At 74.2% G+C, this 25,067-nt stretch carries 23 protein-coding genes; 12 read left to right on the forward strand and 11 right to left on the reverse strand.

The features are described 5' to 3' along the window. The first annotated feature begins 9 nt into the window (after positions 1-9). Entirely contained in the window at positions 10-1,176 is a 1,167-nt protein-coding gene (locus AC1UE5_RS03625; protein WP_482920712.1) for a ribonuclease D, read from the forward strand. Between the two features lie 10 nt (positions 1,177-1,186). Continuing rightward, positions 1,187-3,706 (forward strand): SpoIIE family protein phosphatase, encoded by a 2,520-nt coding sequence (locus AC1UE5_RS03630; RefSeq protein ID WP_482920713.1) that lies wholly within the window; start codon positions 1,187-1,189, stop codon positions 3,704-3,706. On the opposite strand, the gene AC1UE5_RS03635 is transcribed toward AC1UE5_RS03630, so the two are convergent. Together AC1UE5_RS03635 and AC1UE5_RS03640 are read right to left on the reverse strand one after the other, a co-directional pair. Next, positions 3,637-4,599 (reverse strand): LysR family transcriptional regulator, encoded by a 963-nt coding sequence (locus AC1UE5_RS03635; RefSeq protein WP_482920714.1) that lies wholly within the window; start codon positions 4,597-4,599, stop codon positions 3,637-3,639. The two genes, AC1UE5_RS03630 and AC1UE5_RS03635, sit on opposite strands and share 70 nt — an antisense overlap. Before the next feature lie 599 nt (positions 4,600-5,198). Beyond that, entirely contained in the window at positions 5,199-7,091 is a 1,893-nt protein-coding gene (locus AC1UE5_RS03640) for a hypothetical protein (RefSeq protein ID WP_482920715.1), read from the reverse strand. A 58-nt stretch (positions 7,092-7,149) separates the two neighbouring features. On the opposite strand from AC1UE5_RS03640, the gene AC1UE5_RS03645 reads away from it, so the two are divergent. Beyond that, positions 7,150-7,905 carry a MerR family transcriptional regulator gene (locus AC1UE5_RS03645; protein WP_482920716.1) on the forward strand — a complete coding sequence of 252 codons (756 nt, stop codon included), beginning with the start codon at positions 7,150-7,152 and terminating at the stop codon, positions 7,903-7,905. A gap of 4 nt (positions 7,906-7,909) precedes the next feature. On the opposite strand, the gene AC1UE5_RS03650 is transcribed toward AC1UE5_RS03645, so the two are convergent. Next, positions 7,910-8,839 carry an acyl-CoA desaturase gene (locus tag AC1UE5_RS03650; protein WP_482920717.1) on the reverse strand — a complete coding sequence of 310 codons (930 nt, stop codon included), beginning with the start codon at positions 8,837-8,839 and terminating at the stop codon, positions 7,910-7,912. Positions 8,840-8,927: 88 nt separating this feature from the next. Between AC1UE5_RS03650 and AC1UE5_RS03655 the strand changes: the two genes are divergently transcribed. Further along, positions 8,928-10,079, forward strand: a complete 1,152-nt coding sequence (locus tag AC1UE5_RS03655; RefSeq protein ID WP_482920718.1) for a PucR family transcriptional regulator — start codon at positions 8,928-8,930, stop codon at positions 10,077-10,079. Position 10,080: 1 nt separating this feature from the next. Here the strand turns inward: AC1UE5_RS03655 and AC1UE5_RS03660 are convergent, their stop codons facing one another. Further along, positions 10,081-10,404 carry a DMT family transporter gene (locus AC1UE5_RS03660; protein WP_482920719.1) on the reverse strand — a complete coding sequence of 108 codons (324 nt, stop codon included), beginning with the start codon at positions 10,402-10,404 and terminating at the stop codon, positions 10,081-10,083. A gap of 65 nt (positions 10,405-10,469) precedes the next feature. Here AC1UE5_RS03660 and AC1UE5_RS03665 point away from each other — a divergent pair, with 65 nt between their 5' ends. Beyond that, on the forward strand, positions 10,470-11,480 hold the full coding sequence (locus AC1UE5_RS03665) for a bifunctional helix-turn-helix transcriptional regulator/GNAT family N-acetyltransferase (protein WP_482920720.1): 1,011 nt from the start codon (positions 10,470-10,472) through the stop codon (positions 11,478-11,480). Here AC1UE5_RS03665 and AC1UE5_RS03670 read toward each other — a convergent pair. Then, on the reverse strand, positions 11,477-11,776 hold the full coding sequence (locus tag AC1UE5_RS03670) for a metal-sensitive transcriptional regulator (RefSeq protein WP_482920721.1): 300 nt from the start codon (positions 11,774-11,776) through the stop codon (positions 11,477-11,479). The two genes, AC1UE5_RS03665 and AC1UE5_RS03670, sit on opposite strands and share 4 nt — an antisense overlap. Positions 11,777-11,873: 97 nt before the next feature. Between AC1UE5_RS03670 and AC1UE5_RS03675 the strand changes: the two genes are divergently transcribed. The 6 genes from AC1UE5_RS03675 to AC1UE5_RS03700 all read left to right on the forward strand — a co-directional run bounded on the left by AC1UE5_RS03675 (position 11,874) and on the right by AC1UE5_RS03700 (position 17,913). Next, entirely contained in the window at positions 11,874-12,086 is a 213-nt protein-coding gene (locus AC1UE5_RS03675; RefSeq protein WP_482920722.1) for a heavy-metal-associated domain-containing protein, read from the forward strand. Then, entirely contained in the window at positions 12,083-12,955 is an 873-nt protein-coding gene (locus AC1UE5_RS03680) for a DUF8832 domain-containing protein (protein ID WP_482920723.1), read from the forward strand. Before AC1UE5_RS03675 ends, AC1UE5_RS03680 begins: the two co-directional genes overlap by 4 nt. Then, complete coding sequence (locus AC1UE5_RS03685; protein ID WP_482920724.1) at positions 12,952-15,204, forward strand: heavy metal translocating P-type ATPase; 2,253 nt, start codon at positions 12,952-12,954, stop codon at positions 15,202-15,204. Before AC1UE5_RS03680 ends, AC1UE5_RS03685 begins: the two co-directional genes overlap by 4 nt. A gap of 98 nt (positions 15,205-15,302) precedes the next feature. Further along, the gene (locus AC1UE5_RS03690) at positions 15,303-16,148 is read left to right on the forward strand and encodes a hypothetical protein (protein ID WP_482920725.1); all 846 of its coding nucleotides are present in this window, start codon (positions 15,303-15,305) and stop codon (positions 16,146-16,148) included. Positions 16,149-16,174: 26 nt separating this feature from the next. Then, positions 16,175-16,432, forward strand: coding sequence for an SH3 domain-containing protein (locus AC1UE5_RS03695; RefSeq protein ID WP_482920726.1), 258 nt, complete (start codon positions 16,175-16,177; stop codon positions 16,430-16,432). Continuing rightward, positions 16,432-17,913 carry a sigma-70 family RNA polymerase sigma factor gene (locus AC1UE5_RS03700; RefSeq protein WP_482920727.1) on the forward strand — a complete coding sequence of 494 codons (1,482 nt, stop codon included), beginning with the start codon at positions 16,432-16,434 and terminating at the stop codon, positions 17,911-17,913. The genes AC1UE5_RS03695 and AC1UE5_RS03700 overlap by 1 nt, the downstream gene beginning before the upstream one ends. Before the next feature lie 7 nt (positions 17,914-17,920). Here AC1UE5_RS03700 and AC1UE5_RS03705 read toward each other — a convergent pair whose 3' ends face one another. Together AC1UE5_RS03705 and AC1UE5_RS03710 are read right to left on the reverse strand one after the other, a co-directional pair. Then, a complete protein-coding gene (locus AC1UE5_RS03705) occupies positions 17,921-18,868 on the reverse strand; it encodes a quinone oxidoreductase family protein (protein ID WP_482920728.1) in 948 nt (315 codons plus the stop codon). A 5-nt stretch (positions 18,869-18,873) separates the two neighbouring features. After that, entirely contained in the window at positions 18,874-19,374 is a 501-nt protein-coding gene (locus AC1UE5_RS03710) for an arsinothricin resistance N-acetyltransferase ArsN1 family A (protein WP_482920729.1), read from the reverse strand. A gap of 75 nt (positions 19,375-19,449) precedes the next feature. On the opposite strand from AC1UE5_RS03710, the gene AC1UE5_RS03715 reads away from it, so the two are divergent. Then, complete coding sequence (locus AC1UE5_RS03715; RefSeq protein WP_482920730.1) at positions 19,450-21,054, forward strand: SpoIIE family protein phosphatase; 1,605 nt, start codon at positions 19,450-19,452, stop codon at positions 21,052-21,054. 23 nt (positions 21,055-21,077) lie between these two features. On the opposite strand, the gene AC1UE5_RS03720 is transcribed toward AC1UE5_RS03715, so the two are convergent. From AC1UE5_RS03720 to AC1UE5_RS03735, 4 genes are all read right to left on the reverse strand, one after another. Then, positions 21,078-22,055, reverse strand: coding sequence for a dimethylarginine dimethylaminohydrolase family protein (locus AC1UE5_RS03720; protein WP_482920731.1), 978 nt, complete (start codon positions 22,053-22,055; stop codon positions 21,078-21,080). Continuing rightward, positions 22,052-23,671 (reverse strand): purine-cytosine permease family protein, encoded by a 1,620-nt coding sequence (locus tag AC1UE5_RS03725; RefSeq protein ID WP_482920732.1) that lies wholly within the window; start codon positions 23,669-23,671, stop codon positions 22,052-22,054. The genes AC1UE5_RS03720 and AC1UE5_RS03725 overlap by 4 nt, the downstream gene beginning before the upstream one ends. Before the next feature lie 146 nt (positions 23,672-23,817). Then, positions 23,818-24,372, reverse strand: coding sequence for a helix-turn-helix domain-containing protein (locus AC1UE5_RS03730; RefSeq protein ID WP_482920733.1), 555 nt, complete (start codon positions 24,370-24,372; stop codon positions 23,818-23,820). Beyond that, complete coding sequence (locus tag AC1UE5_RS03735; RefSeq protein WP_482920734.1) at positions 24,369-25,034, reverse strand: cyclase family protein; 666 nt, start codon at positions 25,032-25,034, stop codon at positions 24,369-24,371. Before AC1UE5_RS03735 ends, AC1UE5_RS03730 begins: the two co-directional genes overlap by 4 nt. Positions 25,035-25,067: the final 33 nt, after the last annotated feature.

Raw genomic sequence — 25,067 nt, forward strand, 5'->3', positions numbered from 1 at the left:
CCCCGCGCGATGCCGGACCTCGAGGCCTTCGCCGACCGCGCCCGCGAGACCGGGCGGTTCGGGATCGACACGGAGTTCATGGGCGAGGGGCGCTACCGCTCGCTCCTCTGCGTCGTCCAGATCGCGGTCGAGCGCTCCGACGACCCCGACGACATCGAGGTCCACGTCCTCGACGCGCTGGAGGACAGCTGGGACCCCCAGCCCATCGCCGACCTGCTCGCCGACCCCGAGGTCGAGACGATCCTCCACGCCGGCCGCCAGGACGTCGCGATCCTGCGCCGCACGTGGAACACCGAGCTGGTCAACATCTTCGACACCCAGATGGCGGCCGGCTTCACCGGGCGGGGCGCGCAGATGGGCTACGAGCCGCTGCTCGGCGACGTGCTCGGCGTGCGGCTGAAGAAGACCGCGAGCTTCACCAAGTGGGACAAGCGCCCGCTGACCGACGAGCAGATCGTCTACGCGCGCGAGGACGTGCTCCACATCATCCAGCTCGCCGACGCGCTGCAGCAGGAGCTGGAGAAGTCCGGCCGGCTGGACTGGGCGCGTGAGGAGTGCAAGGCGCTGGAGGGCGTCACCGACACGCGCGACCTCGACACGGTCTTCAACCGCCTCCCCCGCGTCGGCGGCCTGGACCCGTCGATCCGCGCCGTCGCGCGCGAGCTGGTCGAGTGGCGCGAGGACACCGCGCGCACGCAGGACAAGCCGATCTCGTCGGTGCTGCCCGACGCACCGCTGATCGAGATCGCGCGCCGCCGTCCCAAGGACACCGAGCGGCTGCGGCAGATCCGCGGCCTCAACGAGTCGGTCCTGCGCCGGCGCGGCAAGGACATCCTCGCCGCCGTCGCGCGCGGGCGCGAGCGCGAGCCGATCCCCCGCGACGGCGAGAAGCCGATCGGCTCCGACCCGCTCGACGCGCCCGCGGTCGCGCTGTCCGAGGCGCTCGTCCGCACGCGCACGCTGGAGGCCGAGCTGGCGTACGAGCTGGTCGCCGCGCGCGCCGACCTGGAGCGCATCGTCCGCGCGCTGCGCACCGGCGCCGACGAGCCGCCCGTCCGCACGCTCCAGGGCTGGCGCCGGGAGCTGGTCGGGGCGGAGCTGCTGGAGCTCCTCCAGGGCCGCCGCCGACTCTCCCTCCGGCCCGATCATCGCCTGGCCGTCGAGCTGGCCGAGTAGCGTACGCAGCGTGGCGGTCCGTCCCGCTTCTGCCGCGCTGTTCGAAGGGCTCCTCGCAGAGGCCGGTCGCCTGCTCGCGTCGTCCCTCCACCTGGAGGAGACGCTGCGCACGGTCGCGCGCCTGGCGGTGCCCGAGGTCGCCGACTGGGCGGTCGTCGACCTCGTCGAGGGCCCGGGCGCCATCCGCCAGATCTCCTCCGGCCACGACGACCCCGCCAAGGACGCGCTGCTCGTCGAGGTCCGCCGCCGGCGCCGCGCCCAGGCCGACCAGGACGCCCCGCCGTTCGGCGCGCTGGAGGCGATCGCGCTCGGCCGGCCCACGTTCTTCCCCGCCCTGCCGCCTGGCGGAGCCCCGCTGCGCACGGCCGAGGAGCGCACGCTGTGGGAGGAGATCGGCCCTGTGTCGTGGCTCGCGGTGCCGCTCCACGTCGGCGAGGTGACGCTCGGCGCGGTCACGTTCCTCTCCTGCGACCCCGACCGCGTCTACGGCGAGCAGGACCTGCCGGTCGCGCTGGAGCTGGTCGACCGCTGCGCCCAGGCGATCTTCAACGCGAAGCTGTTCGAGGAGGCCGAGTCGGCGCGCGCGCTGCTCGACACGCTCTTCGAGACGGCGCCGGTCGGGCTGACGCTCGTCGACACCGAGCTGCGCTACGTGCTCATCAACGAGCGGCTGGCGGAGATGAACGGCCGCTCGATCTCCGACCACCTCGGCAGGCGCGTGCTCGACGTGCTGGGCAGCGAGGCCGCGGGCCTGGACCGGCTCGTCCGCCAGGTGCTGGAGACCGGCCGCGCCGCGGAGGACCTGGAGACGGTCGTCGGCGACCGCGCGTTCCTCGTCTCCTACGCGCCCGTCGAGATCGAGGACCGCATCCTCGGCGTCATCGGCGCGGTGATCGAGACGACCGAGCGCCACCGCGCGCAGCGGGCGATCGCCGAGAGCGAGGCGCGCTACCGGGCGCTGCTGGACACCGGCATGATCGGCATCGTCCGCGGCCGGTTCGAGCAGATCGTCGAGGCCAACGACGCGTTCCTGTCGATGCTCGGCTACACGCAGGAGGACGTCGCCAGCGGCCGCCTGGCCTGGACGCGGCTGACCCCGCGGCGGTGGTCGGACGTCGCGTGGGAGCGCGGCCGCGAGTCGGTCGAGCGCGGCAAGGCCGGGCCGTTCGAGCAGGAGTACCTGCACCGCGACGGCCATACGGTGCCCGTGCTCGTCGGGCTCGCGTCGGTCGGCGACGGCGAGTGGAACGCGTTCGTGGTCGACCAGACCGAGCGCAAGGCCGCCGACCGGCTGCGCGAGCGGCTGCTGGACCGGACCGCGCGGCTGCAGGCCGTGACCGAGCGGCTGTCGGCGGCGCTGACCAAGGACGAGGTCGCGACGATCATCGTCACCGAGGGCATGGCCGCGACCGCCGCCCGCTGCGGCGTGCTCGCGCTGCCCGACCGCGACGGCCGGACGCTGCTGCTCGGCCACCGGTTCGGGATGCCGCCCGACGGGCCGCGCGTGCTGCCGGTCGACGCCAACGCGCCGATGCCGGCCGCCGCCCGCGACGCCGCGCCGGTCCTGCTGCACTCGCGCGAAGCGTGGCTGGAGCGGTTCCCCGACGTCCCGCCGCGCGGCGACTTCGAGGCGTTCGCCGCGCTGCCGCTGCTGTTCGAGGGCGGCGTCGCGGGCGTGATGGGGCTCGGCTTCGCGGACCGCCGCGCGTTCGAGGAGGCCGACGTCGACATGCTCCTCGCGATGGCCCGCCAGGGCGCGCAGGCGCTGGAGCGGGCCGAGCTGTACGAGGAGCGCGCGTACGTCGCGCGGACGCTCCAGGACGGCCTCCTCCCCCGCGCGCTGCCGTGGATCCCCGGGCTCGACCTCGCGGTGCGCTACCGGCCGCTGGGCGACGGCAGCGAGGTTGGCGGCGACTTCTACGACGTCGTCCCGCTCGACGACGGCGGCTGGCTCGTCGTCGTCGGCGACATCTGCGGCAAGGGCACCGCCGCGGCGATGCTCACCGGCGTCATGCGGACGACGATCCGCGCGCTGGCGCTCCTCGAGCACCGGCCCGAGGCGCTGCTGCGCGGCGTCAACGAGGCGCTGCGGCGCGAGGCGTCCCCGCAGGCGCTGGCGACGATGGCGTGCGCCGCGCTCCACCCCGCCGGCGACGGCTTCTCCGCGCGGATCGTCGCGGGAGGCCACCCGCCGGCGCTGCTGCTGAAGTCGTCCGGCACGGTCGAGGTCCTCGCGGCAGGCGGGCCGATGCTCGGCGTCGAGCCCGAGCCCGAGCTCGACGTCGTGGACCTGCAGCTCGCCGACGGCGACCTGCTCCTGCTCTACACCGACGGCGTCGTCGATGCGCGGGCGGAGTCCGGCGAGCAGTTCGGCGACGCGCGCCTCCGTGCGGCGCTCGGCGCGGCGGCGGGCCGCGACGCGACGGGCGCGCTGGACGCGGTCGACGGCGCGGTGCGCGGCTACGCGTCCGGGCCGCCGCGCGACGACAAGGCGCTCCTCGCCGTCCGCGTCACCTCGGACATGGCGTAGGCCGCCTCCTGGAGCGCGTCGATCGTCGCGCGCACCGCGGGCCGAGGCGCGCCCGCCTCGCGCGCGTACGCGTAGATCGTGCGGCCGAGCTGCGCGCCGGCGATCTCGCTGACATGGACGCGCGGGTCGCGGTCGGCGCGCGCGAGGCCGGGCACCATCGCCACGCCGCCGCCGAACGCCACGAGCTCGAGGATCACCGCGATGTCGTTCGCGCGGTGCTGCACGTCCGGCTCGAAGCCGCCCAGCCGGCGGCAGGTGCGGACGAACGCGTCGGTGAACGCGGTCCCGCGGTGCGGCGCAACCCACGGCTCGTGCGCCAGCGCCTCCACCCGCACCGTCCCCGCGCCCGCCAGCGGGTGGCCGAGCGGGAGCGCGACCACGATCCCGTCGCGGCACAGCTCCTCACGGGTGAGGGCGGGGATCGGACGGCGCGGCGCGTCGTCGTACTCCTCGGCCACCACCAGGTCGAGCTGCCCGAGCGCGAGGTCGGGCAGCGCCTGCTCGGGCTCGCGCTCGACGACCTCGATGCGCAGCCTCGGGTGCTCGCGCGCGAGGCGCGCCACCGCGGGCGGCACGAGCGACAGCATCGGCGTCTGCAGCCCCGACAGCCGCAGCCGCCCGTGGATCGCGCCCGCCGTCGCCTGCAGCTCGGCCTCGGCCTGCTCGATCCGCGCGAGCAGCGCGTCCGCGTGCTCCACCAGCCGCAGCCCCGCGTCCGTCAGCTGGAGCCGCCGCCCGACGCGCTCGGTCAGCGCGACCCCGGCCTCCTTCTGGAGCTGCGACAGCTGCTGCGAGACGGCGCTCGGCGTGTACGCCAGCGCCTCGGCGACCGCCGCGACGGTCCCCCGCGCGTGCAGCTCGCGGAGCAGCAGGAGCTTGCGGAGGTCGAGCACCGCGCCAGCGTACGCCTCGCGGCGACCCTCCAACGTGTCGCCGCTCCGCGTCCCCGTCACCGCCGGGACCTCCGGACCGGCGGCCGCCCCGTGCTCCCCAACGCACCGGGCGTGATCCGTGCGGCCGAGCCGGGCTCCCATCGGCTCGGCCGCACGCCCCTGTGGCAGGAGCGCGCCCTCCGCGCTCCTCGCGCCGCGCTACCGCGGCGTCACGCGGCCCGGAAGGACCGCCCGGCGCGGTCGCGCCGTTCCGTGTGGAGCGCCCCGCCGCAGCGCCTGCAGCGCCGCCCGGTGCGCACGACGTACTCGGCCAGCTGGTCGAACCACGTCGTCCCACAGTCCTCGCAACGAAGCGCGCCCGCACGCAGCGGAGCGCTCCCCGGCTTGCGCCGGTCCTGGACCAACTCTGAATCCACGCTCGCCCTCCCCGAGCAGATTTCGACTCGGAAGAGATAACCAGATCGTGCGGTTTGTGGCAAATCAAGACGTTGGTACATGACCGGACGTCAGCGTCACGTTCCGCCCGCTCGTAGCGGACTTCCGCACACAGGCCGAGCGGCCCGGACGTGGCGCCGGACCGCTCAGCTCCGTGGAAGGGACTACCAGCCGGTGGCGACGGGGCGCGTGGCCGGCGGGCGCTCGAAGCGCCGGTCGTCGCCCGCGTCCGCGCCCACCGACGCCGACGGCGGCGGGATCTCGTCGTCCCAGCGGCGCGAGAGCCGCCCGACACCCCAGGCCAGCGCGCCCAGGAAGACGACGTAGAGGAAGAGCACGGTCGCCGACGCCGCGGCCCACAGCCAGCCGGCCACGTCGTCCTTGCGCTCGCGCTGGAGCAGGTCGATCTCCGCCACGAACGGCCGGTCGATCTGCTGCGTCGCGGGGATGAGCGGCGCCGGGATCGCCGGGTCCTCCGGCAGGAAGATCGGCGCCGCGGTGAGGTCGCGGCCGGCGTGGACGCGGACGAGCGTCTTCCAGTCACCGTGCAGCGGCATCGGCTCGGTCGTCTCGTAGACGCCGTCGCTCACCTTCCGGAGGCGGTCGACGTGCAGGCCACCGCCCTGCCAGCTCGTGATCGTGACCCACTTCGTCGACTCGACCGCGCTCGCCGGCGTGATCTGGACGCGCGCGTTGGCCTCGCGCCGCTCGGGCCCGCCCTGCTCGCCGGTGAGCGTGATCTGGGCGCGGACGCCGTCCGGCACGGTCGTCTGCAGGCCGACGAACGCGGCGACCGCGATGGCCAGGCCGGACAGCACGACGCCGGTCCGCGCCACGCGCGGACTGGGCAGCTCGCCCCGCAGGCCGAGCGCCATCAGCGTGCCCACCACGCCGCCGGCGACACCGCCGATCAGCGCGAAGATCACGCCCTCGGGCAGCAGGTCGGCCTCCCAGGGGAGCTTGAACGCGACCTGCGTCCACGCGTACTCGGCCGCGAAGCCGACGGTGCCGATGAGCACGCCGCTCACCGCGCCGAACGCCAGCGCGTTGCGCCGCAGGAGCGCGAGCGCCGCGATCTCCACCACGGCCGCCTCGGCGATGTACAGCGGCAGCACCGGGAACGGCTCGTCGAACACCGCCGGGCCGGTGATGACGTCGACGATGCCGCGCACGATCAGGAAGAAGACGGCCGCGAAGACCGCACCGCCCGGCCCGATCCAGATGCGCGCGCAGGTCAGCGCGACGCCCGCGGCGAGCGCGATCAGGAACGGCTGCAGGACGGCCGCGTACTGCGGCACGCCGAAGTCGAACTCGGCCTGGAACGTCGACAGGCCGATGAGGAAGCCGCCCGCGATCGACGCGCGGCGCAGCGTCGTCATGAACGTCGGCGACGAGGAGCGCCCGTCGTCGGTCGACCCGCCCGCTGCGGCCCGCGCGCGCATGCCCTCGGTGAGCAGCACGGCCTGGCCGACGAGCGTCATGCCCGCGCCGCCGATCAGCATCAGGTGCGTCGGGCCCCACAGCGTGACGTCCTGGCCGAACAGCCGGTGCCACACGTCGTCGAGCGGGAAGCCGATCAGCGCGAACGCGCCCGCGGAGGCCATCAGGATGCCGCCGACCGGCGCGTACCAGCCGCGCTGGATCTTCACGGCGGCCGGGCCGGGACGCTCGCCCTTGCGCGGCAGCGCGACCGCGAGGATGCCCGCGGCGAAGATGCCGTACAGGCCGATGAGGATCAGGTAGTGCGCCGGGTTGGCCAGCGGCCCCTCGTCGCGGCCGACGCCGATGTGCAGCGCGATGTCCCAGTACATGCCCAGGAGCGCGGTCAGCAGGGACGCCGCGCCGATGGCGTTCGGCAGCGCGGCCCAGCCGGGCAACCCCATGCGGTTGCCGGCGAAGTCCGACGCCCGGGTCAGGTACGCGACCTTCCCGTTGCGGTGTCCGTTGATCAGCCAGAGGAGGAGGACGGTCACGACCGACGCACCGACGGTCGCGATCGCGACCTGGTCCAGCGCGGCCCCGCCCGCCGGCTTGGCGGCTACGAGCTCGAAAACCATGACATCACCCAGTGTCACATAGACCCGTGGAACACGACAACCCCTATCCTCCCCCTAAGTGACGGACCCCACACCTGGCGCACCTGACCTCACGATCGACGAGCTGGCCCGACGCACCGGAATGACGGTGCGCAACATCCGCGCGCACCAGTCGCGGGGCCTGCTGCCGCCCCCTGACGTCCGCGGCCGGACGGGCTACTACGGCGCCGAGCACGTCGCGCGCATCGAGCTCATCAAGGAGCTGCAGGCCGAGGGGTTCAACCTCGAGTCGATCCGCCGGCTGCTCGAGTCGGCGGGAGGTTCGACCGATCAGGTGCTCCGCTTCACGCGCGCCGTGGCCGCGTCGTTCGAGGAGGAGCAGGCCGAGGTCACGGACCTCGCATCGCTGCGCGAGCAGTGGGGCCCACGGCCCGAGCTGCTCACCCGCGCGGTGGAGCTGGGCCTGCTGCGGCCGCTGGGGCCGGACTCGTTCGAGGAGCGCTCACCGCGCCTGTCGCGGGCGTCGCAGGAGCTGACGGCGCTCGGCGTGGCGCCGGAGCGGACGCTCAACGTCGCCGAGCAGGTGCGCCACCACGCGGACGGCATCGCCGAGGCGTTCGTGCAGCTCTTCCTCGACGAGGTGTGGGAGCCGTTCGAGGCGGCCGGCCAGCCGTCCGACCGCTGGCCCGAGGTCTTCGACGCGCTGGAACGACTCCGGCCGCTGGCGGCGGAGTCGCTCCTCGCGCTGTTCCAGATCGCGATGACCGAGCGCGTCGAGCAGGCGCTCGGCGATCAGATGCACCGCCTCGCCGGCGGCGCATCCGACGCGGCCTGAGCCGCTAGGCCGGGACCTTCTCGCGCTCGTCCTCGCGCGTGATGCGCGCGGTCGCGCCGATGGCCTTCTGCGCCTGGCGCTCGGGCGTGATGCGGACGACGTTCCACACGAGGCCTGTCTTCTCCATCGCCTTGATGACCCACGCGGACGGGTCCATCGCGGCCTCCCAGCGCTTCATGCCGTGCGAGGCCGAGCGCGGGAACGCGTGGTGGTTGTGGTGCCACGCCTCGCCGAGCGACGGCAGCGCGAGCAGGGCGACGTTGGTCGAGTGGTCCTCGACGTCGAAGCGGCGCGCGCCGAAGAAGTGGCAGACGGAGTTGATCGACCACGTGATGTGGTGGAGGAAGAAGATCCGCACGAGGCCGCCCCAGACGAAGCCGCGCAGCGCGCCCTCGAGGGTCATGCCGTGCAGCAGGAAACCGAGCAGCGCCGGGATCCCGACGGAGAGGAAGACCCAGAGCGGGAAGAGGCGGTTGATCCGCTTCATGCCCTCGTCCTCGTAGAGGTCGCGGGCGTACTTCTTCCAGTCCGCCTGGCCCTGGTTCTCGAAGATCCACCCGACGTGCGCGTGGATCAGGCCGCGAAGGCCGTGGCCGTGCCCGACGTGCGGGGAGTGCGGGTCGCCCTCCTGGTCGGTGTGCGCGTGGTGCTTGCGGTGGTCGGCGACCCAGTCGAGGACCGGGCCCTGGAGCGACATCGAGCCGAGGATCGCGAACGTGTACTCGACGGGTTTGCTCGTCTGGAACGAGCGATGGGTGAGCATCCGGTGGTAGCCCACGGTGACGCCGAGCCCGATCGCGAGGTACGTCGAGACCATGATCCCGACGTCGATCCAGTCGATGGCGCGGTTCCAGAGGAGGACGACGGCGGTGAGGAACCCGAGGAAGGGCACCACCACCCCGATCATGTTGACGATCTTCTCGCCACGAGTCATCTCGTGTTCCATGGTCGTTGAGGTTGCCCGCCGGTGAGCACGGATCCTTGTCGGATGTCGCACGGCTTCTTGTAGCTTTCTGACAAAGATGGAGCCCTACCGCGACGCCGCTGACGCACTTCGCCCGGAGATTCCGTCGCTGGCCGACGAGATCATCGACGCGATCCGGGACGAGGTCGACGCGTATCGCCGGCCGCTCGCGGGCGTGTTCGGCCGCAACGTGCGGATGGGCGTCGAGGTGGCGCTGTCGCGCTTCCTGGACGGGGCGGACGAGCGCGGCCGGCGGGCGTACGTGGAGCTGGGCCGCGGCGAGTTCCGCGAGGGCCGCTCGCTCGAGTCGCTGCTCGCGGCCTACCGCGTGGGCGCGCGGGTGGCGTGGCGGCGCGCGCACCTGGCGGGCGAGGCGGCGGGGGTCGAGCCGCCGGCGCTGTACGCGCTCGGCGAGGCGCTGTTCGCCTACATCGACGCGATCTCGGCGGAGTCCGCGGAGGGCTGGGCCGACGCGCAGTCCGACGCCGCGGGCGAGCGCCAGCGGGCGCGGCGCCGCCTGGTCGTGCTGCTCGACGCCGACCCGGTCGACGAGCCCGCCGTCCGCGGCGCGGCCCAGGCCGCCGGATGGGAGCTGCCCGCCGAGCTCGCTGCGCTCGCCGCCACGCCGCGCGCGGTGACGACGCCGGCCGACCCCGGGCAGCTCGCGACGCGGCTCGGCGCGGACGTCATCGCGGCGTCGTTCGATGGGGTCGTGGTCGCGCTCGTGCCGGACCCCGAGGCTCCGGGCCGGCGGCGCCAGGTCGAGCGGGCGCTCGCCGACCAGGTCGTCGCGCTCGGGCCGTGCGTGCCGTGGGCGGAGGCGTCGCGGTCGATCGGACGTGCGCGACTCGCGCACCGGCTCGCGACGAGCGGGCAGGTCGCACCGGGCGACGGGCTGGTCGTGGCGACCGAGCACCTCGCGGCGCTGGTCCTCCACGCCGACCCGGCGCTGGCGGAGGAGCTTGCGGCGCATGAGCTCGCGCCGCTGCTCGCGCTCTCCCCCGGCCCACGGGCGAAGCTGCTGTCGACGTTGCGGGCGTGGCTCGACCACCGCGCGCGGGTCGAGGAGGTCGCACACCACCTCGGCGTGCACCCGCAGACGGTGCGCTATCGCCTCGGCCAGCTCCGCGAGCTGCTCGGCGACCGCCTCGAGGACCCCGACGGGCGCCTCGCGCTCGCCCTCGCGCTCCGCGCCCGCGACGGCGCCTGATCTACGTCGCGCTCTCGCCCAGCGCGAGCCAGACGATCCCGACCGCGATCAGCGCGATCGGGACGAGCCGCGCGAGCGTCGCCGCCTCCCCCAGCAGCACGATCCCGGCAAGCGCCGCGCCGACCGCGCCGATGCCCGTCCACACGGCGTACGCGGTGCCGACCGGCAGCGAGCGGAGCGCCATAGCGAGCAGGATCATCGAGCCGACGGCCGCGACGGCGAACAGCGCGGTTGGAGCGAGCTTCGAGAAGCCGTCCGACGACTTCAGGGCCAAGGCCCAGACGATCTCCAGCAGACCGGCGAGGACGAGCAGCAACCAGGACACCTCCGGCAGGATGCCCACCGACACCGTTGACAGACGCAACGGAATCGTTGACGCTGTCAAAGGTCGTGGACGAGGTGACGGAGATCCGGGAGTTCAACCGCTTCTACACGCACGCGATCGGCGTGCTGGACGGCGGCCTGCACGACACGCCGTGGTCGCTGACCGAGGCGCGCGTCCTGCTCGAGCTGTCGCGCCAGCCCGCGACGGACGTCGCGGATCTGCGCCGCCGGCTCTCCCTCGACGCCGGCCACCTGAGCCGGCTGCTCGCGCGCCTGCAGGGCAACGGCCTCGTCGAGCGCGTGCGCTCAGAGCAGGACCGCCGGCGCCAGATCGCGCGCCTGACCGAGGCCGGTCACGAGACCTACGCGCTCCTCGACGCGCGCGCCGTCGCCGCGGCCGGCGCGATGGTCGAACATCTCCCCGCCGACGCCCGCAGCGACCTCGTCCGCGCGCTGCGGACGGTGCGCGCGCTGCTCGGCGACGAGCACCTCACGCCTGCCTCGGACCCCACGTCGGACCCGGGACCGGAGCACGGCGCGAACGGGGCGAGCGGCGGGGCGGCCGCTCGCTCCCGCGCGGTCCTCATCCGTGACGCGGAGGCCGGCGACCTCGGCTGGGTCGTCGAGGCGCATGGCCGTCTGTACGCGCGCGAGTACGGCTGGGGCGCGGGCTTCGAGGCGCTCGTCGCGCGCGTCTGCGCGGACTTCCTCGACGAGCCGGACCCGGCCCGGGCGCGCGCGTGGATCGCGGAGGTCGACGGCCGGCGCGCCGGCTGCATCCTCTGCGTCCCGAAGGACGAGGCGACCGCGCAGCTGCGCCTCCTGCTCGTCGAGCCCTTCGCGCGCGGCCTCGGTCTCGGCTCGCGCCTGGTCGAGACGTGCCTCCGCTTCGCCGAGCGCGCCGGCTACCGCGAGATGGTCCTGTGGACGAACCACCCGCTCGTCGATGCGCGCCGCATCTACGAGCGCGCGGGGTTCACGCTCGAGGCGACCGAGCGGCACGCCGACTGGGGCGTCGAGCTCGAGGGTCAGATCTGGCGCCGCCCGCTCGGCGCCGCCGCGGGCGCGCGCGGCTAGCCGCGCCGCATCAGCCGGCCGACCGCGGCCATCAGCTCCTCGGTCTTCTCGACCTTCGCCTCGCCCTCCGCGCCCATGACGCAGTGGCGCGCGTGCTCGTCCATCAGGCCGAGCGCGACCTTGTCGAGCGCCGCCTGCACGGCGGAGATCTGCGTGAGGACGTCGATGCAGTACCGGTCGTCCTCGACCATGCCCTCGATGCCGCGGACCTGGCCCTCCACGCGCTTGAGGCGCTTGAGGAGCTGCTCCTTCGTAGCGGAGTAGCCGCGGCTGGGGTTCGACGTCTCACTGGCCATGCCGAGAAGTCTATCACTACCCCCCAGGGGTATGCTACGGTCTCTTCAGCGGGTACCCCCCACCCGTATTCGTTCCCACCTGACACCGGAGGCACACATGAGCTACAGCGACATCCGCGAGTACCGCGTCGAGGGCATGACCTGCGCGCACTGCGTCGCGTCGGTGCAGGAGGAGGTCTCCGGGGTCGACGGCGTCGAGGTGGCGTCGGTGAACCTGGACGCGGGCCTGCTCACCGTCGCCGGCGCAGGGTTCAGCGACGAGGCCGTCCGCGCCGCCGTGGACGAGGCCGGATACGCGGTGACGCCGTGAACGCCGCCGCGAAGCTCGCCGCCTTCGCCGCCCTCCTCGCCCTCGTGGGCGGGGGCGCGGCGGTGGCCGGCGACGCCATCGATCCCGACGCACCGGGCGCCGACGCGCCCGCGGAGAAGCACGCCATGTCGACCACGCCGACCACCACGCCCCACGACGACGAGCACGCCGAGAGCGACGCAGCCGCGGCGCCGGCCCACGAGGACGAGCACGCCTCCGGCGACAGCGAGCACGCGCTCCGGCTCGATCTCGACGACACCACCTTCACCGCCGGCGAGCGCGAGCCGCTGCGGTTCCGCATCCTCGACGCCGGCGGCACGCCGGTCACCGACTTCGCGGTCGAGCACGAGCGCAAGATGCACGTGATCGTCGTGCGCAAGGACCTCACCGGCTTCCTGCACCTGCACCCGCGCATGAGCGAGGACGGCACGTGGTCGGTGCCGCTCACGCTGGCCGAGGCGGGCCAGTACCGCGTCTACGCGGACTTCGCCGAGGGCACGCTGCACGGCGACGTCACCGTCCCCGGCGACACGCACGCCCACCCGCTCCCCGCGGCGACCGACACCGCGGACGCCGGCGCCGGCTACACGGTCACCCGCACCGGCGGCCAGGACGCGCGTCCGGGCCAGGAGGCGCGGCTGGCGTTCGCCATCACGCGCGACGGCGAGAAGGTCACCCCGGAGCCGTACCTCGGCGCCGACGGCCACCTCGTCGCGATCAGCGAGGGCGAGCTGGAGTTCCTCCACGTCCACCCCGTCGACGGCGCGTTCATGGCGACCTTCCCGAAGGCCGGCAAGTCGCGGCTCTTCCTCCAGTTCCAGCACGAGGGCAAGGTCCGCACCGCCGAGTTCACGCAGGTGGTCCGATGAGCACGACGCACCTGGATCTCCCGATCACCGGCATGACGTGCGCGTCGTGCGCGGCGCGCATCGAGAAGCGGCTGAACAAGCTCGACGGCGTCAGCGCGTCGGTCAACTACGCGACCGAGAAGGCGACGGTCGACTACGACCCCGCGCAGGTCGCGCCCGAGGCGCTGGTCGGCGCCGTCGAGTCGGCGGGCTACACCGCCACGCTGCCCGCGCCCGAGAGCGCGGGTCCGGCCAGCCCGGAGGCGGAGGGTGCCGCGGAGGACGACCCGACCCGCGCGCTGCGCGAGCGTCTGATCGTCTCCGCGCTGCTCACGCTGCCGGTGTTCGTCGTCTCGATGATCCCCGCGCTCCAGTTCGAGAACTGGCAGTGGGCCGCGCTCACCCTCGCCAGCCCGGTCGTCGTGTGGGGCGCGCTGCCGTTCCACCGCGCCGCGTGGGCGAACCTCAAGCACGCGACGGCGACGATGGACACGCTCGTGTCGCTCGGCGTCCTCGCGGCGTACGTGTGGTCGCTCTACGCGCTGTTCATCGGCAACGCCGGCGAGCCCGGCATGAAGATGGAGCTCGACCTCTTCCCCGGTGAGACCGGGATGGACGAGCTGTACCTCGAGGTCGCCGCCGCCGTGACGACGTTCCTGCTGGCGGGCCGCTACTTCGAGGCGCGCGCCAAGCGGCGGGCCGGCGCGGCGCTGAAGGCGCTGCTCGAGCTCGGCGCGAAGGACGTCGCCCGGCTTGATCCGCGGACCGGAACCGAGACACGCGTCCCGATCGAGGAGCTGCGGGTCGGCGACCGGTTCGTCGTCCGCCCCGGCGAGAAGGTCGCGACCGACGGCACCGTCGTCGAGGGCCGCAGCGCCGTCGACCAGTCGCTGCTCACCGGCGAGTCCGTGCCGGTCGAGAAGGCGCCGGGCGACACCGTGGCGGGCGCGACGGTCAACGCCGGCGGCCGGCTGGTCGTCGAGGCGACGAAGGTCGGCGCGGACACGGCGCTCGCGCAGATCGCGCGGCTCGTGACCGACGCGCAGTCGGGCAAGGCGCCCGTGCAGCGGCTCGCGGACCGCGTCTCGGCCGTGTTCGTCCCGGTCGTCATCGCGATCGCCGTCGCGACGCTGGGCTTCTGGCTCGGCGCCGGCGAGGACACGTCGGTCGCGCTGACCGCCGCCGTCGCCGTGCTCATCATCGCCTGCCCGTGCGCGCTGGGCCTCGCGACGCCGACCGCGCTCCTCGTGGGCACCGGCCGCGGCGCGCAGCTCGGCCTGCTCATCAAGGGGCCGGAGGTGCTCGAGTCCACCCGCAAGGTCGACACGATCGTGCTCGACAAGACCGGCACGGTGACCACCGGGCGGATGGCGCTCACCGGCGTCGTGCCGGCGGACGGCGAGACGCGGGACGAGATCCTGCGTCTGGCCGGCGCGCTGGAGGACGCCTCCGAGCACCCCGTCGCCCGCGCGATCGCGGCGGCCGCGGGCTCCGATGCCCCGGTGGAGTCGTTCACCAACCGCGAGGGCCTCGGCGTCGAGGGCGTCGTCGACGGCCACGGCGTGCAGGTCGGTCGGCCGTCGCTGATGGCGGAGTGGTCGCTGCAGATCCCCGCCGGCCTCACCGCCGCCCGCGAGGCCGCCGAGGGGCGCGGCGAGACGGCCGTCATGGTCGCGTGGGACGGCGCGGTGCGCGGGGTCCTGACGGTCTCCGACACGGTCAAGCCCACGTCGCGCGAGGCGGTCGAGCGGCTGAAGGGGCTCGGGCTCACCCCGATCCTCCTCACCGGCGACAACGAGCGCACCGCGCGCGCGGTGGCGGCCGAGGTCGGCATCGACGAGGTGATCGCGGAGGTGCTCCCGGCCGACAAGGCGGACGTCGTGCAGCGCCTCCAGGCCGAGGGCAAGGTCGTCGCGATGGTCGGGGACGGCGTCAACGACGCCCCCGCGCTCGCGCAGGCCGACCTGGGCCTGGCGATCGGCACCGGCACCGACGTGGCGATCGAGGCCTCCGACCTCACGCTCGTCAGCGGCGACCTGCGGGCGGCGGCGGACGCGATCCGCCTCTCCCGCGCGACGCTCCGGACGATCCGCCAGAACCTCGGCTGGGCGTTCGGCTACAACGTCGCCGCCCTGCCGCTCGCCGCCGCGGGCCTGCTCAACCCGCTCATCGCCGGCGCGGCGATGGCGCTCTCCAGCGTCTCCGTCGTGGCGAACGCGCTGCGCCTGCGGCGCTTCGGTCGCGCGTCGTCCGAAGGTCGACAGGCGTGACCCCGGCCGCATAGTCCGTTACATGCTCCGTCTCGTGCGGTTGAACGAGCGTCCGAGGGCCCGGACGCCGCACCGAAACCGCACGAGACAGGAGCACCGTGAACAAGACCAAGACCCTCACCGCCGCAGCCGCCCTCGGCGTGACCGCGGCGCTGGCCGGCGCGCCCGCCGCCGTCGCGAACGGCGCGTCGGACGTGCCGCGCATCACGCCGCCGGAGATCCCGTTCCCTGCCGACACGATCGAGCACCGCGTGGTCCAGCACTGCGCGAGCGGCACCGGCTGGTACGCCAGCACGTCGCACCAGGGCTGCCTCACCGCCCACGTGTACATCACGGGCGACCGCGACCACGAGGTGTGGCGCGACCAGGCCGGCACGCTCGTCGCCGAGAACGCGACCGTCGACCGCACGATCTTCTCGTGGACCTCGAAGAGCAACACGCTCACCGTCGGCAAGGCGAAGCGGCCGGTGTCGAACATCACGTTCGAGGCCGAGGGCGCGATGAACCGCGAGGCCGTCGCCCGCGGCTGGTACCGCGTGGAGCGCAACGAGACCCGCGGCGGCCGCGCCGGTGTCGTCCTCGTCGAGACCGAGCTGAGCCCGAAGGACAACACGCAGACCGAGCTCTTCGTCGACCCCACGACCTACGCCACGCTCGAGCGCAAGCTCCACGCGGTGACCCCGCCGAACCCGCGCACCGGCGCGCGCGACACGCTCGACGCGACCGACACGCTCGTGTCGGTGGAGACGCTGCCGCGCACCGCCGAGAACGAGGCGCTGCTGGTGTTCGCCGACAAGCCCGGCATCACGGTCAAGGAGGTCGTGGGCGAGGACGAGGTCATCGGCGCCGCCGCCCGGAAGGCCGGCTTCAAGGCCAAGACCCGCGCGAAGATCGCGAAGAAGGCCCGCGCGACCACGAAGGCCGCGCGCAAGGGCCGCCGCTGATGCACCGCTCGGGCGCTGCAGCGGCCGTGGCGACCGCCCTGGTGGCGGCCGTCGCGGCCGCGCCGCCCGCGGCGGCGGCCGACCGCACGAACGTCGACGAGGTCTGCGCGCCCAGCGCGCGGCTGTACGAGAGCCCGAACGGGCTCCCGATCGGGCTCGTCGCCGGCGGCCGGACGGTCTTCGTGCTCAAGCGGACGGCGAGCGGCAAGTGGGTGCGCGTGAAGACGACGATCGGCGCGCGCGGCTGGGTCAAGGCCGCGCAGCTGTGCGACGAGGGCAAGTGATGGCCGTCGACACCCAGCCGGACGCCCGGCTCGACCTCTCCTCCGCTCCGCGTGGTTTGGACCGGCTCACCGACCAGCAGCTCATCGCCCGCTTCCGCGCCGGTGACGAGGCCGCGCTGGACGTCGCCCTTCGGCGCCACGAGCGCAAGCTGCTGCGGTTCGCGCGGCGCATCCTCGGGAGCCGCTCGCCCAACGCCGAGGACGTCGTCCAGGAGGCGATGCTCCGCACCTCGCTCGTCCTCCGGCGCGGCGACCGCGCGATCGACCTCGGGCCGTGGCTCTACAAGCTCGTCCGCAACTGCGCGCTGGACGAGCTGGCCCGCGTCCGCGCCGAGGTCGGGCCGCTCGACGCGGTGCCCGAGCCCGCCGCGCACGGCTCCGACCCGGCCGACGTGAGCGCCGCGCGCTCCAAGGTCCGCGACACGCTCGCCGACGTCGCCGCGCTGCCCGACCTCCAACGGCACGCGCTGCTGCGCCGCGAGGTCGAGGGCGCGACGCATGCCGACGTCGCGGGCGAGCTGGGCATCACCGAGCCCGCCTCACGCCTGCTCGTGCTGCGCGCGCGGGCCAACCTCGTGAAGGCCCGCGCCGGCCGCGACGCGCGCTGCGACGACATCCGCGACGAGCTGCTGCTCGCCGACGACGCCGGCCGCCGCGCGTCCGCCCACGCCTACCGGCACCTGGCGACGTGCGGCGCGTGCCGCGACTTCCGCGCGTCGCTCAAGCACCGCCGCCACGACCTGCGCGTGCTCTCGCCGGTGCCCTTCGTGCTCGGCGGGCTCGTCGGGCTGAAGGCCGCGGGCGCCGCGCTGCTCCCCGGCGGCGGGTCCGCAGGCGCGGGCGCCGGTGCCGGCGCGAAGCTCGCGACGGCGGGCGCGGTGACCGCGGCGGTGGCCGGCGGAACGCTCGGGATCGACCGGGTGTTCGGCCCCGGCGACCCCGCGCCCGTGACCGTGAGCGGGCCGGCGGTGCCCGGCGGCGAGATCCCGTTCGGCGCGCCGCTGCCGCCGCGCACCGCGGTCGTCACGCGGACGGTCGCGCCGGATCCGGCGCTGCCGGTCAGCCGCTACGCGATCGACTGCCCGCCGGGGCTGCGCGTCGCCGGCCTCGCGCCGACGACGAGCCACGCCTCGCATGCGCTGGCGCCCGAGACCATCGTCGGCGCGAGCACGCGCGCGACGGTGCTCACCGAGCCGACGTCGTCGCGCGCGACGTTGGAGCTGGCGATCGTGTGCAAGCAGCCGGGGCCGGACGGCTCGGTGCTCGCGGACCCGGTGCGGGCGCGTGCCGCCGCGGCCGGGGACACGAGCGCCGTCTGCGTGGCGCGGACGTACCTGCGCGCGCGGCCCGGGGCCCGCGCCGTCGTGGGCTCGCTCACCCGCCGCCAGCCGGTCGCGGTCACGGCGGAGCGCGAGGGCTGGCGGAAGGTCACGGCCGACACCGGCGCGGTCGGGTGGGTCCGCGCGTCGGTGCTGTGCTGACCCGGGGCTAGGGCGTCAGGACGAGCTTGCCGACGGTCGAGCGCGCGCGCAGGTCCTCATGGGCCTTGCGCGCGTCCTCGAGCGCGTACGTCGCGCCGACGATCGGCTCCAGCTCCCCCGCGAGCACCGCGGCGAACAGGTCCTCGACCGCCTCGCGCATGAGGTCGGGGCGCTGCATCATGTGCGCGAGCCAGAAGCCGATGACGCCCTGGCTGCGGCCCATGAGCTGGCCGGGGTCGACCTTCGGTGCGCCTTCGCGGCCGGCCTGGCCGAAGTGGACGAGCCGTCCGAACGGCGCGAGCGCCCGCAGCGCCTGCGCGAACGTGTCGCCGCCGACCATCTCCAGGATCACGTCGACCTTCTTGCCGCCGTTCGCCTCGCGGATCGCGGCGTTGAGGTCCTCCGCGCGCGAGTCGACCGTGGCGTCCGCGCCCAGGCGCTCGACCAGCTCGCGCTTGTCGTCCGACGACGCGACGCCGATCACGCGGCCCGCGCCGAACCGCTTGGCGAGCTGGATCGCCAGCGTGCCGGTGCCGCCGGCCGCGGCGAAGACGACGACGCTCCCGCCCTGGCGGAGCTGTGCGGCGGTCCGCAGCAGGTGCCACGCGGTCGTGCCCTGCAGGACGAGCGCGAGGGCCTGGCCGTCGCTCACCCCGTCCGGCACGTCGAACGTCAGCGCCGGGTGGCAGACCGCCTTCTCGGCGTAGCCGCCGTTGGCGACGATCGCGACGACCCGCCGGCCGTCCGCGGTGGTGCCGACGATCTCCGCGCCCGGGACGAGCGGCAGCTCGGCCGGCGCGAGGTAGGTGTTCTCCGCCTGGTGGGTGTCGGCGAAGTTGACCCCGGCGGCGCTGACGGCGACGAGGTGGAACCCGTCGGGAGCCGTCGGCTCGTCGATCTCCTCGACCTCGAGGACGTCCGGTCCACCGAACTCGGTGATCTGGATGGCACGCATGCGCGTCAGTCTGCCGCGTCGCCCAACAGACGTTCCACCAGCACGCAGTCGAGCCAGCGGCCGTCGAGCTGGCCGTGGTGCCGTTGGATACCAACCTCCACGAATCCCGCCGCCCGGTGGGCTGCCCGGCTGGCCGCGTTCTCGGTGAAGATCCGCGACGTGACCTTGTAGTAGCCCTCGGCGGCGGCCGCGTCGCAGAGGGCCTCGAGCAGGAGCCGGCCGACCCCGCGCCCGCGCGCCGCCCGCCCCACGTAGACGCCGTGGTCGCCGACGCCCGCGTAGACGCAGCGGTCCGAGTACTTGGTGAGGCGGGCGAACCCGAGCACCGCGCCGTCTGCCTCGTCGACCGCGACGAGGAACGGCAGCCGATCGTCCAGCCAGCCGAGGATCTCGTGCGGTTCGCGCAGCCGCGTCTCGAACGTCGCCTGCCGCCCCTCGATGCCCTCGTTGTAGATCGCGCAGACGGCCTCGGCGTCGGCGGGCTGGGCGGGGCGAGTGACGGTCACTCCTCAACATGATGACCTCCGCGGCGGCGGTCACCGCTTGTTGGACGACCATCTCGCTCCTTACGATTGACGATCATGTCCACGCCGCCCGTGTGGCCGAGCGACGATCCCGCCGAGATCGCCGCCCTCCTGGGATCGCTGTTCGACGCGAGCCCGCTGGGGTTCGCCGTCCTGGACCGCGAGGCGCGGTACGTCCACGCGAACCCCGTCCTCGCGTCGTGGCACGGCGTCCCGCCGCACACGCTCGCCGGGAAGCGGCCGTCGGAGGCGATCCCGGGCATCCCAGGGCTGACCGAGCGGCTGCTGGAGATCATGGGCGCGGGCGCGCCGGTCGTCGACGCGCGGCCGTCGGGGACGATGCAGGGCGGCGAGGGCGTCCGCCACTTCCGCGCGTCGTACCTGCCGATCGCGGGCTCGGCCGGCGACGTGATCGGGCTCGCGGTCGTCGCGCGCGACATCACCGAGGGCATCCGCGCGCACGACGAGCTCGGCCAGCTCGCGCGGCGCCTCTCCGGCCAGCAGGCGCTGCTGCAGGCGCTCGTCGACCTCGTCCCGGTCGGCATCGCGCTCACCCGCGGGCCGCGCCACGAGTACGTCCTGGCGAACGCGGCGGCGCTGGACACGCTCCCCGCGGCCGGACCGCTGGTCGGGCGCACGGTCGAGGAGGTGTTCGCCGGGTCGCCGGAGACGGTCGAGCTCGGCCGCCAGATCTACGCGCGCGTCTACGGCGAGGGCGAGCCCGTGACGCTGACCTCGCTCGCGCTGCCCTGGAGCGGGCCGGAGGCGTTCGAGGCGCACCGCTACTACGACGTGACGTTCACCCGCATGGACGCCGGCGAGGGGGAGCTGGGCGTGCTCGGCGTGTACGTCGAGGTCACGGACACCGTGCGCCGGCGCGTCCGGCTCGAGCGGGAGCTGGCCGACGAGCACCAGGTCGCGCTGCAGCTCCAGGCGTCGCTCGTGCCGCGCGCGCTCCCCCAGATCCCCGGCCTGGCGCTGTCGGCGGTGCTGCGGCCGGCCGGCCCGCGGACGCTCGTGGGCGGCGACTTCTACGACGTGATCCGCTGGCACGGCGAGCGCTGGCTCGTGGTCCTCGGCGACGTGTGCGGCAAGGGCGTCGCGGCGTCGCGGGTGACCGCGCTGGTGCGGCACGCGCTGCGCGGCGCGGCGGTCGTGCAGGACGACATCGCCGACCTGATGCGGACGGTGAACCGCGTCCTGCTCGACGACCGCCAGCCCGGCGCGCCGGACTCGATGTCGACGCTGGCGCTCGTCGCGCTCGACGTGGCCGACGACGCAACGGCGCTCGAGGTGGCGCTCGCGGGCCACCCGCCGCCGGTCGTGCTCGACCGCCGTGGCGCGGCGTACCTCGGGGAGCCGGGGACGATGCTGGGCGCGAGCGGCGCGCCGGTGTTCGCCCGCACGACCGGCACGCTGCTCCCCGGCCAGACGCTCCTCCTCTACTCCGACGGCCTCCCTGACGCCCACGCGCCGGCGCGCTTCATCGAGCCGTCCACGATGGCCGCCGAGCACGCGCGCTTCGCCGCCGACCCGGCGGGCCTCGTCGCGGCGATGCGCGACTCCGTGGTCACCGGCGAGGGCGAGCCGCGCGACGACCTCGCGCTCCTCGCGGTCTGCCACGCCGAGGCACGGACGACCGCCGTGCCCGCGGCGGCCTGACCGCACCGCCGCCGCCGCGCGCGTCAGCCCGCGCGGTCCCGCACGAGCTCCATCGTCGAGCAGTGGATGCCGCCGCCGTTCTTGTGCAGCTCGTCGTACGGCGTCGTGACGACCGTGACGCCCGCGCGCTCCAGCCGCTCGACCGTCCGCGGGCTGCCCTCCGCCATCAGCACCTTCCGCGGGCCGAGCGCCAGCAGGTTGATCCCCCAGACCTCGTCCTCGTGGACGTGCACGAGCTCGATCCCCAGCTGCTTCTGCAGCAGCTCGAGGAAGGTGTACGGCAGGCCGGCGGCGTGGACGAGCGCGAGGTCGAGGTCGAGCATCGCGAGGTGCAGGTCCAGGTGGATCGTGTAGCCCGGCAGTGCGATCACGTGCAGCCGCCAGCCGAGCCGGGCGAGCACCTCGCGCAGCTGCTCGGCGCCCTCGGGGTTGCAGCGGATGGTCGTGCCCAGCACCGCGATGCCGTCGCGCAGCTTCGCGAACGAGCCGCCCTCCAGCGTGCCCGTGCCGGTGATCGTGGAGAGGATCGGCATGCCCGCGTTGGCGACCGCCTTCGTGACGTCCGCCTCCTCCCCGCGCCGCATCTTCACCGCCGTGCGGCCGATCACCGCACCGCCGGGGATCGTCACGAGCGGGTCGCGGATGTACATCGCCTTCGTGTACGTGTCGCCGAGCGGCGGGGCCTCCACCACCTCGACGCCCTCGCGGCGCAGGGTCTCCACGAGCCCGGTGTGCTGCTCGGCGACCTTGTCGAGGTCGGGCGGCGTGCGGTCGGTCCAGTACCACCCGCCCTCGGGGTCGACCAGCGCCTGCGCGTCCTCGTCCCACGCGTCCGCGCGCACGCGCCGCAGCGCCGGGCCGGGCGGCCGCACGAGCACGCTCCGGAGCGTGCCGACCTCGTCCCAGGCACCCCACGGCCGGCCCCACACGGCGGCGAGCTCGTCGTGGAACGGCGGCTCGGCCGCCGGGGTCATGAGGGTCTGGTGCAGGTCGGTGGTCATGCGGTCTCCGGGGTGGTGACTGGGGCGAGCGGCGTGTCGGCCGCGCGGACGCCGCGCGGGCCGTCGTCGCCGTACAGCGCGCGCGGCTCGGGGAAGAGCGCGAGCAGCAGCGGGTAGAGCACCGCGGCGAGGCCGATCGCGACGACGAGCGAGACGTCGACGGCGGCGAGGCGCTCGATGCCGAGGTCCTCGGCGGTGTTGCGGAGCGGGCCCTCGAACTGGCCCGGCAGGTTGACGAACAGCAGGCCCGCGACGGCGGCGGTGACCCACGGCACGATGCCGCGCCAGTTCACCCCGCCGGTGAACCAGTACGCGCCGCCGCGCTGGCCGCGGTTGAACACCTGCAGCGCGTCCGGCAGGTAGTGGCCGCGGCGGGTGATGAAGCCGATGGTCATGATCACGACCCAGGGCGTGGTGCAGACGATGATCAGCGTGGCGAACGTCGTGATCGTCTGGACGAAGTCGAGCACGAAGCGGCCGAAGAAGATGATCCCGATCGCGAGCACGCCGATCAACGCCGTCGAGCGCAGGCGCGAGAGCTTCGGGAAGACGCTGCTGAAGTCCAGGCCGGTGCCGTAGAGCGACGTCGTGCCCGTCGACAGGCCGCCGATGATCGCGATGACGCAGACCGGCAGCAGGAACCAGCCGGGCGTCACCGCGACGAGACCGCCTGCGTAGTTGCCGGCCTCCGCGAAGTCGGGCGCGTCGGTGGCGATGACGCTCGCGGTGGCGAGGCCGAACGTGAACGGGATGATCGTCGCGGCCTGCGACGCGAAGGCGGCGGTGAGGAGCGAGCGGCGGCTCGCCGTACGCGGGATGTAGCGCGCCCAGTCGCCGAGGAACGCGCCGAAGCTCAGCGGGTTCGACATCACCAGCAGCGTCGCCCCGACGAGCGCCGGGATCAGCACGGCGGTCTCGCTGCCCACCGCGCCCTCGTAGCCCGCGTCGAAGTCGCCCGCGAAGGCCGCCGCACCCAGGACGTACAGCGCCGTGGCGGTGAGCACCGCGACCTTGTTCACCGCGAGCATGAAGCGGAAGCCGTACAGGCAGATCACGAGCACGACGACCGCGAAGAACGCGTACGCGATGCCGAGCAGCCACTCGGGCTGGCCGGTCCCGGCCAGCTCGTCGAGCGCGCCGACGAGGATGTCGCCGGACGTGTAGACGGAGATCGCGAAGAACGTGACCGCCGTCAGCAGGCTCAGGAACGAGCCGACGATGCGGCCGACGACGCCGAAGTGCGCGCCGCTGGAGACCGCGTTGTTCGTGCCGGTGAGCGGGGCGAAGAGCGCCATCGGCATGAGCACGAGGCCGCCGAGGACGATGCCGAGCACGACGGCGAGGAAGCCCTGCCAGAAGCTGAGGCCGAAGATCAGGATCGGGAACGCGCCGAGGACGACCGTCGCGAACGTGTTCGCGCCGCCGAACGCGATCCGGAAGAGGTCGAACGGGGTGGCGGTGCGCTCCGCGTCGGGGATCGGCTCGATGCCGTGCCGCTCGATCTCCGTGATCGGCGGCGGCGCGTCCGCCGGCGCCGCTGCGCCGGGTGCGCCCGCAAGCGCGCTCGTGATGCCGCCGTCGCCGCCCGCCCCAGGCGTCGTGTTCACCGTCGCCATCGTGCTCCTCCATCCTCGCTGTCGTTCCCGGCGACCCAGCCCGGCGTTCGGTGATGCCGAACGCGCGGCGCAAGGTACGCCGTGTCGCTGGGCCTGTCAAGCGGTCGCCTGTTCGCCAGCGGCGAATCTTCGTGGCAGACGGCGCGTTACTCGAGTGCGCCGGGCACGAGGACCCAGAGGACGCGCGCGGGGAGCGCGGCGGAGGGGTTGCGCCACTGCCGCGGGGTGCCGCCGCCGAACGTCAGCGAGTCGCCGGCGGCGAGGGTGTGGGCGACGCCGTCGAGGTCGATCTCGAGCGTCCCGTCCAGGACGTGCGCGACCTCGACCTCGTTGGCCAGCGCGTACGGCTCGTCGCCGCTGCCGCCGCCGGGCGCGATCTCCGACTGCAGCACGAGCACGCGCTGCTCGCTGGCGGGCGTCAGCCGGTACTCGGTGACGCCGATGCCGCCGAACGCGATCGGCGGCCGCTCCCCCGCGCGGACGAGCGGCTGGTCGGCACCCTCGAACAGCTGCGCGATCGGGAGCTCCAGCGCATGGCAGATCCGGATCAGCGTGCCGACCGACGGCGACACCAGATCGCGCTCCACCTCAGACAGGAAGCCCTTGGTCACGCCGACCTTCTCCGCCAGCGCGGCGAGGCTGAGGTTCCTGCGCCCGCGCGCGGCGCGGAGCGTCGGCCCGATGTGCGGCGCCTCGGTCACCGCTCGCCTCCGACCATCGCCACCGCGCGCGTCGGGGCGCCGTCGCAGCCGGGGACCTTCAGCGGGAGGACGGACACCGTGGCGCCGTCGCGGCCACGCAGCGCGCCGAGGTTCGTCAGGTTCTCGACGATCACGCCGCCCGCGCTCGACAGCGCGTGGTGGCAGCGGAACGTCGCACGGTCGAAGTGCTCGCGCGGCGTCTCGTCGAGGTTGATCGCGTCGATGCCCACCGTCCGGACGCCCCGCGCGACGAGCGCCTCGCACGCATCGCCGTCGAGGAACGGATGGTCGAAGTAGTCGTCCTCGTGCAGCCGCGCGTCCCAGCCGGTGTGGAGGAGCACGATCGCGCCGGGCCTGAGCGCCGGTTCGGTAGGAACGAACGCCTCCCAGGTGATGCGTCCACGCGGCCCGAGCCCGGTCGCGTCGACGTACACGGCCGGCCCGACGAACCGCTCCAGCGGCAGCTCGTCGAGCGTCAGTCCGTCCGCGAGGAAGTGGCTCGGCGCGTCGCAGTGCGTCCCGGTGTGCGACCCGAGGTCGAGCCGCGACACCGCGTAGCCCTCCCCCGCGATCGTCGTCGCCGGGCACACGCGCGGCACCGGATCGCCCGGGTAGTACGGCGTGCGCGCGTCGATCGCGATGGAGAGGTCGATCAGCTCCACGGCGCGCACAGCCTACGGCCCGGCGCCACCGTC

It is taken from the genome of Parviterribacter multiflagellatus, assembly GCF_056863265.1.

Coding starts and splice junctions, on each gene's coding strand:
- AC1UE5_RS03725 (WP_482920732.1), bottom strand. CDS start 23,671: ATGGCGACGGTGAACACGACGCCTGGGGCGGGCGGCGACGGCGGCATC.
- AC1UE5_RS03640 (WP_482920715.1), bottom strand. CDS start 7,091: ATGGTTTTCGAGCTCGTAGCCGCCAAGCCGGCGGGCGGGGCCGCGCTG.
- AC1UE5_RS03675 (WP_482920722.1), top strand. CDS start 11,874: ATGAGCTACAGCGACATCCGCGAGTACCGCGTCGAGGGCATGACCTGC.
- AC1UE5_RS03705 (WP_482920728.1), bottom strand. CDS start 18,868: ATGCGTGCCATCCAGATCACCGAGTTCGGTGGACCGGACGTCCTCGAG.
- AC1UE5_RS03720 (WP_482920731.1), bottom strand. CDS start 22,055: ATGACCACCGACCTGCACCAGACCCTCATGACCCCGGCGGCCGAGCCG.
- AC1UE5_RS03650 (WP_482920717.1), bottom strand. CDS start 8,839: ATGACTCGTGGCGAGAAGATCGTCAACATGATCGGGGTGGTGGTGCCC.
- AC1UE5_RS03625 (WP_482920712.1), top strand. CDS start 10: ATGCCGGACCTCGAGGCCTTCGCCGACCGCGCCCGCGAGACCGGGCGG.
- AC1UE5_RS03715 (WP_482920730.1), top strand. CDS start 19,450: ATGTCCACGCCGCCCGTGTGGCCGAGCGACGATCCCGCCGAGATCGCC.
- AC1UE5_RS03655 (WP_482920718.1), top strand. CDS start 8,928: ATGGAGCCCTACCGCGACGCCGCTGACGCACTTCGCCCGGAGATTCCG.
- AC1UE5_RS03685 (WP_482920724.1), top strand. CDS start 12,952: ATGAGCACGACGCACCTGGATCTCCCGATCACCGGCATGACGTGCGCG.
- AC1UE5_RS03670 (WP_482920721.1), bottom strand. CDS start 11,776: ATGGCCAGTGAGACGTCGAACCCCAGCCGCGGCTACTCCGCTACGAAG.
- AC1UE5_RS03700 (WP_482920727.1), top strand. CDS start 16,432: ATGGCCGTCGACACCCAGCCGGACGCCCGGCTCGACCTCTCCTCCGCT.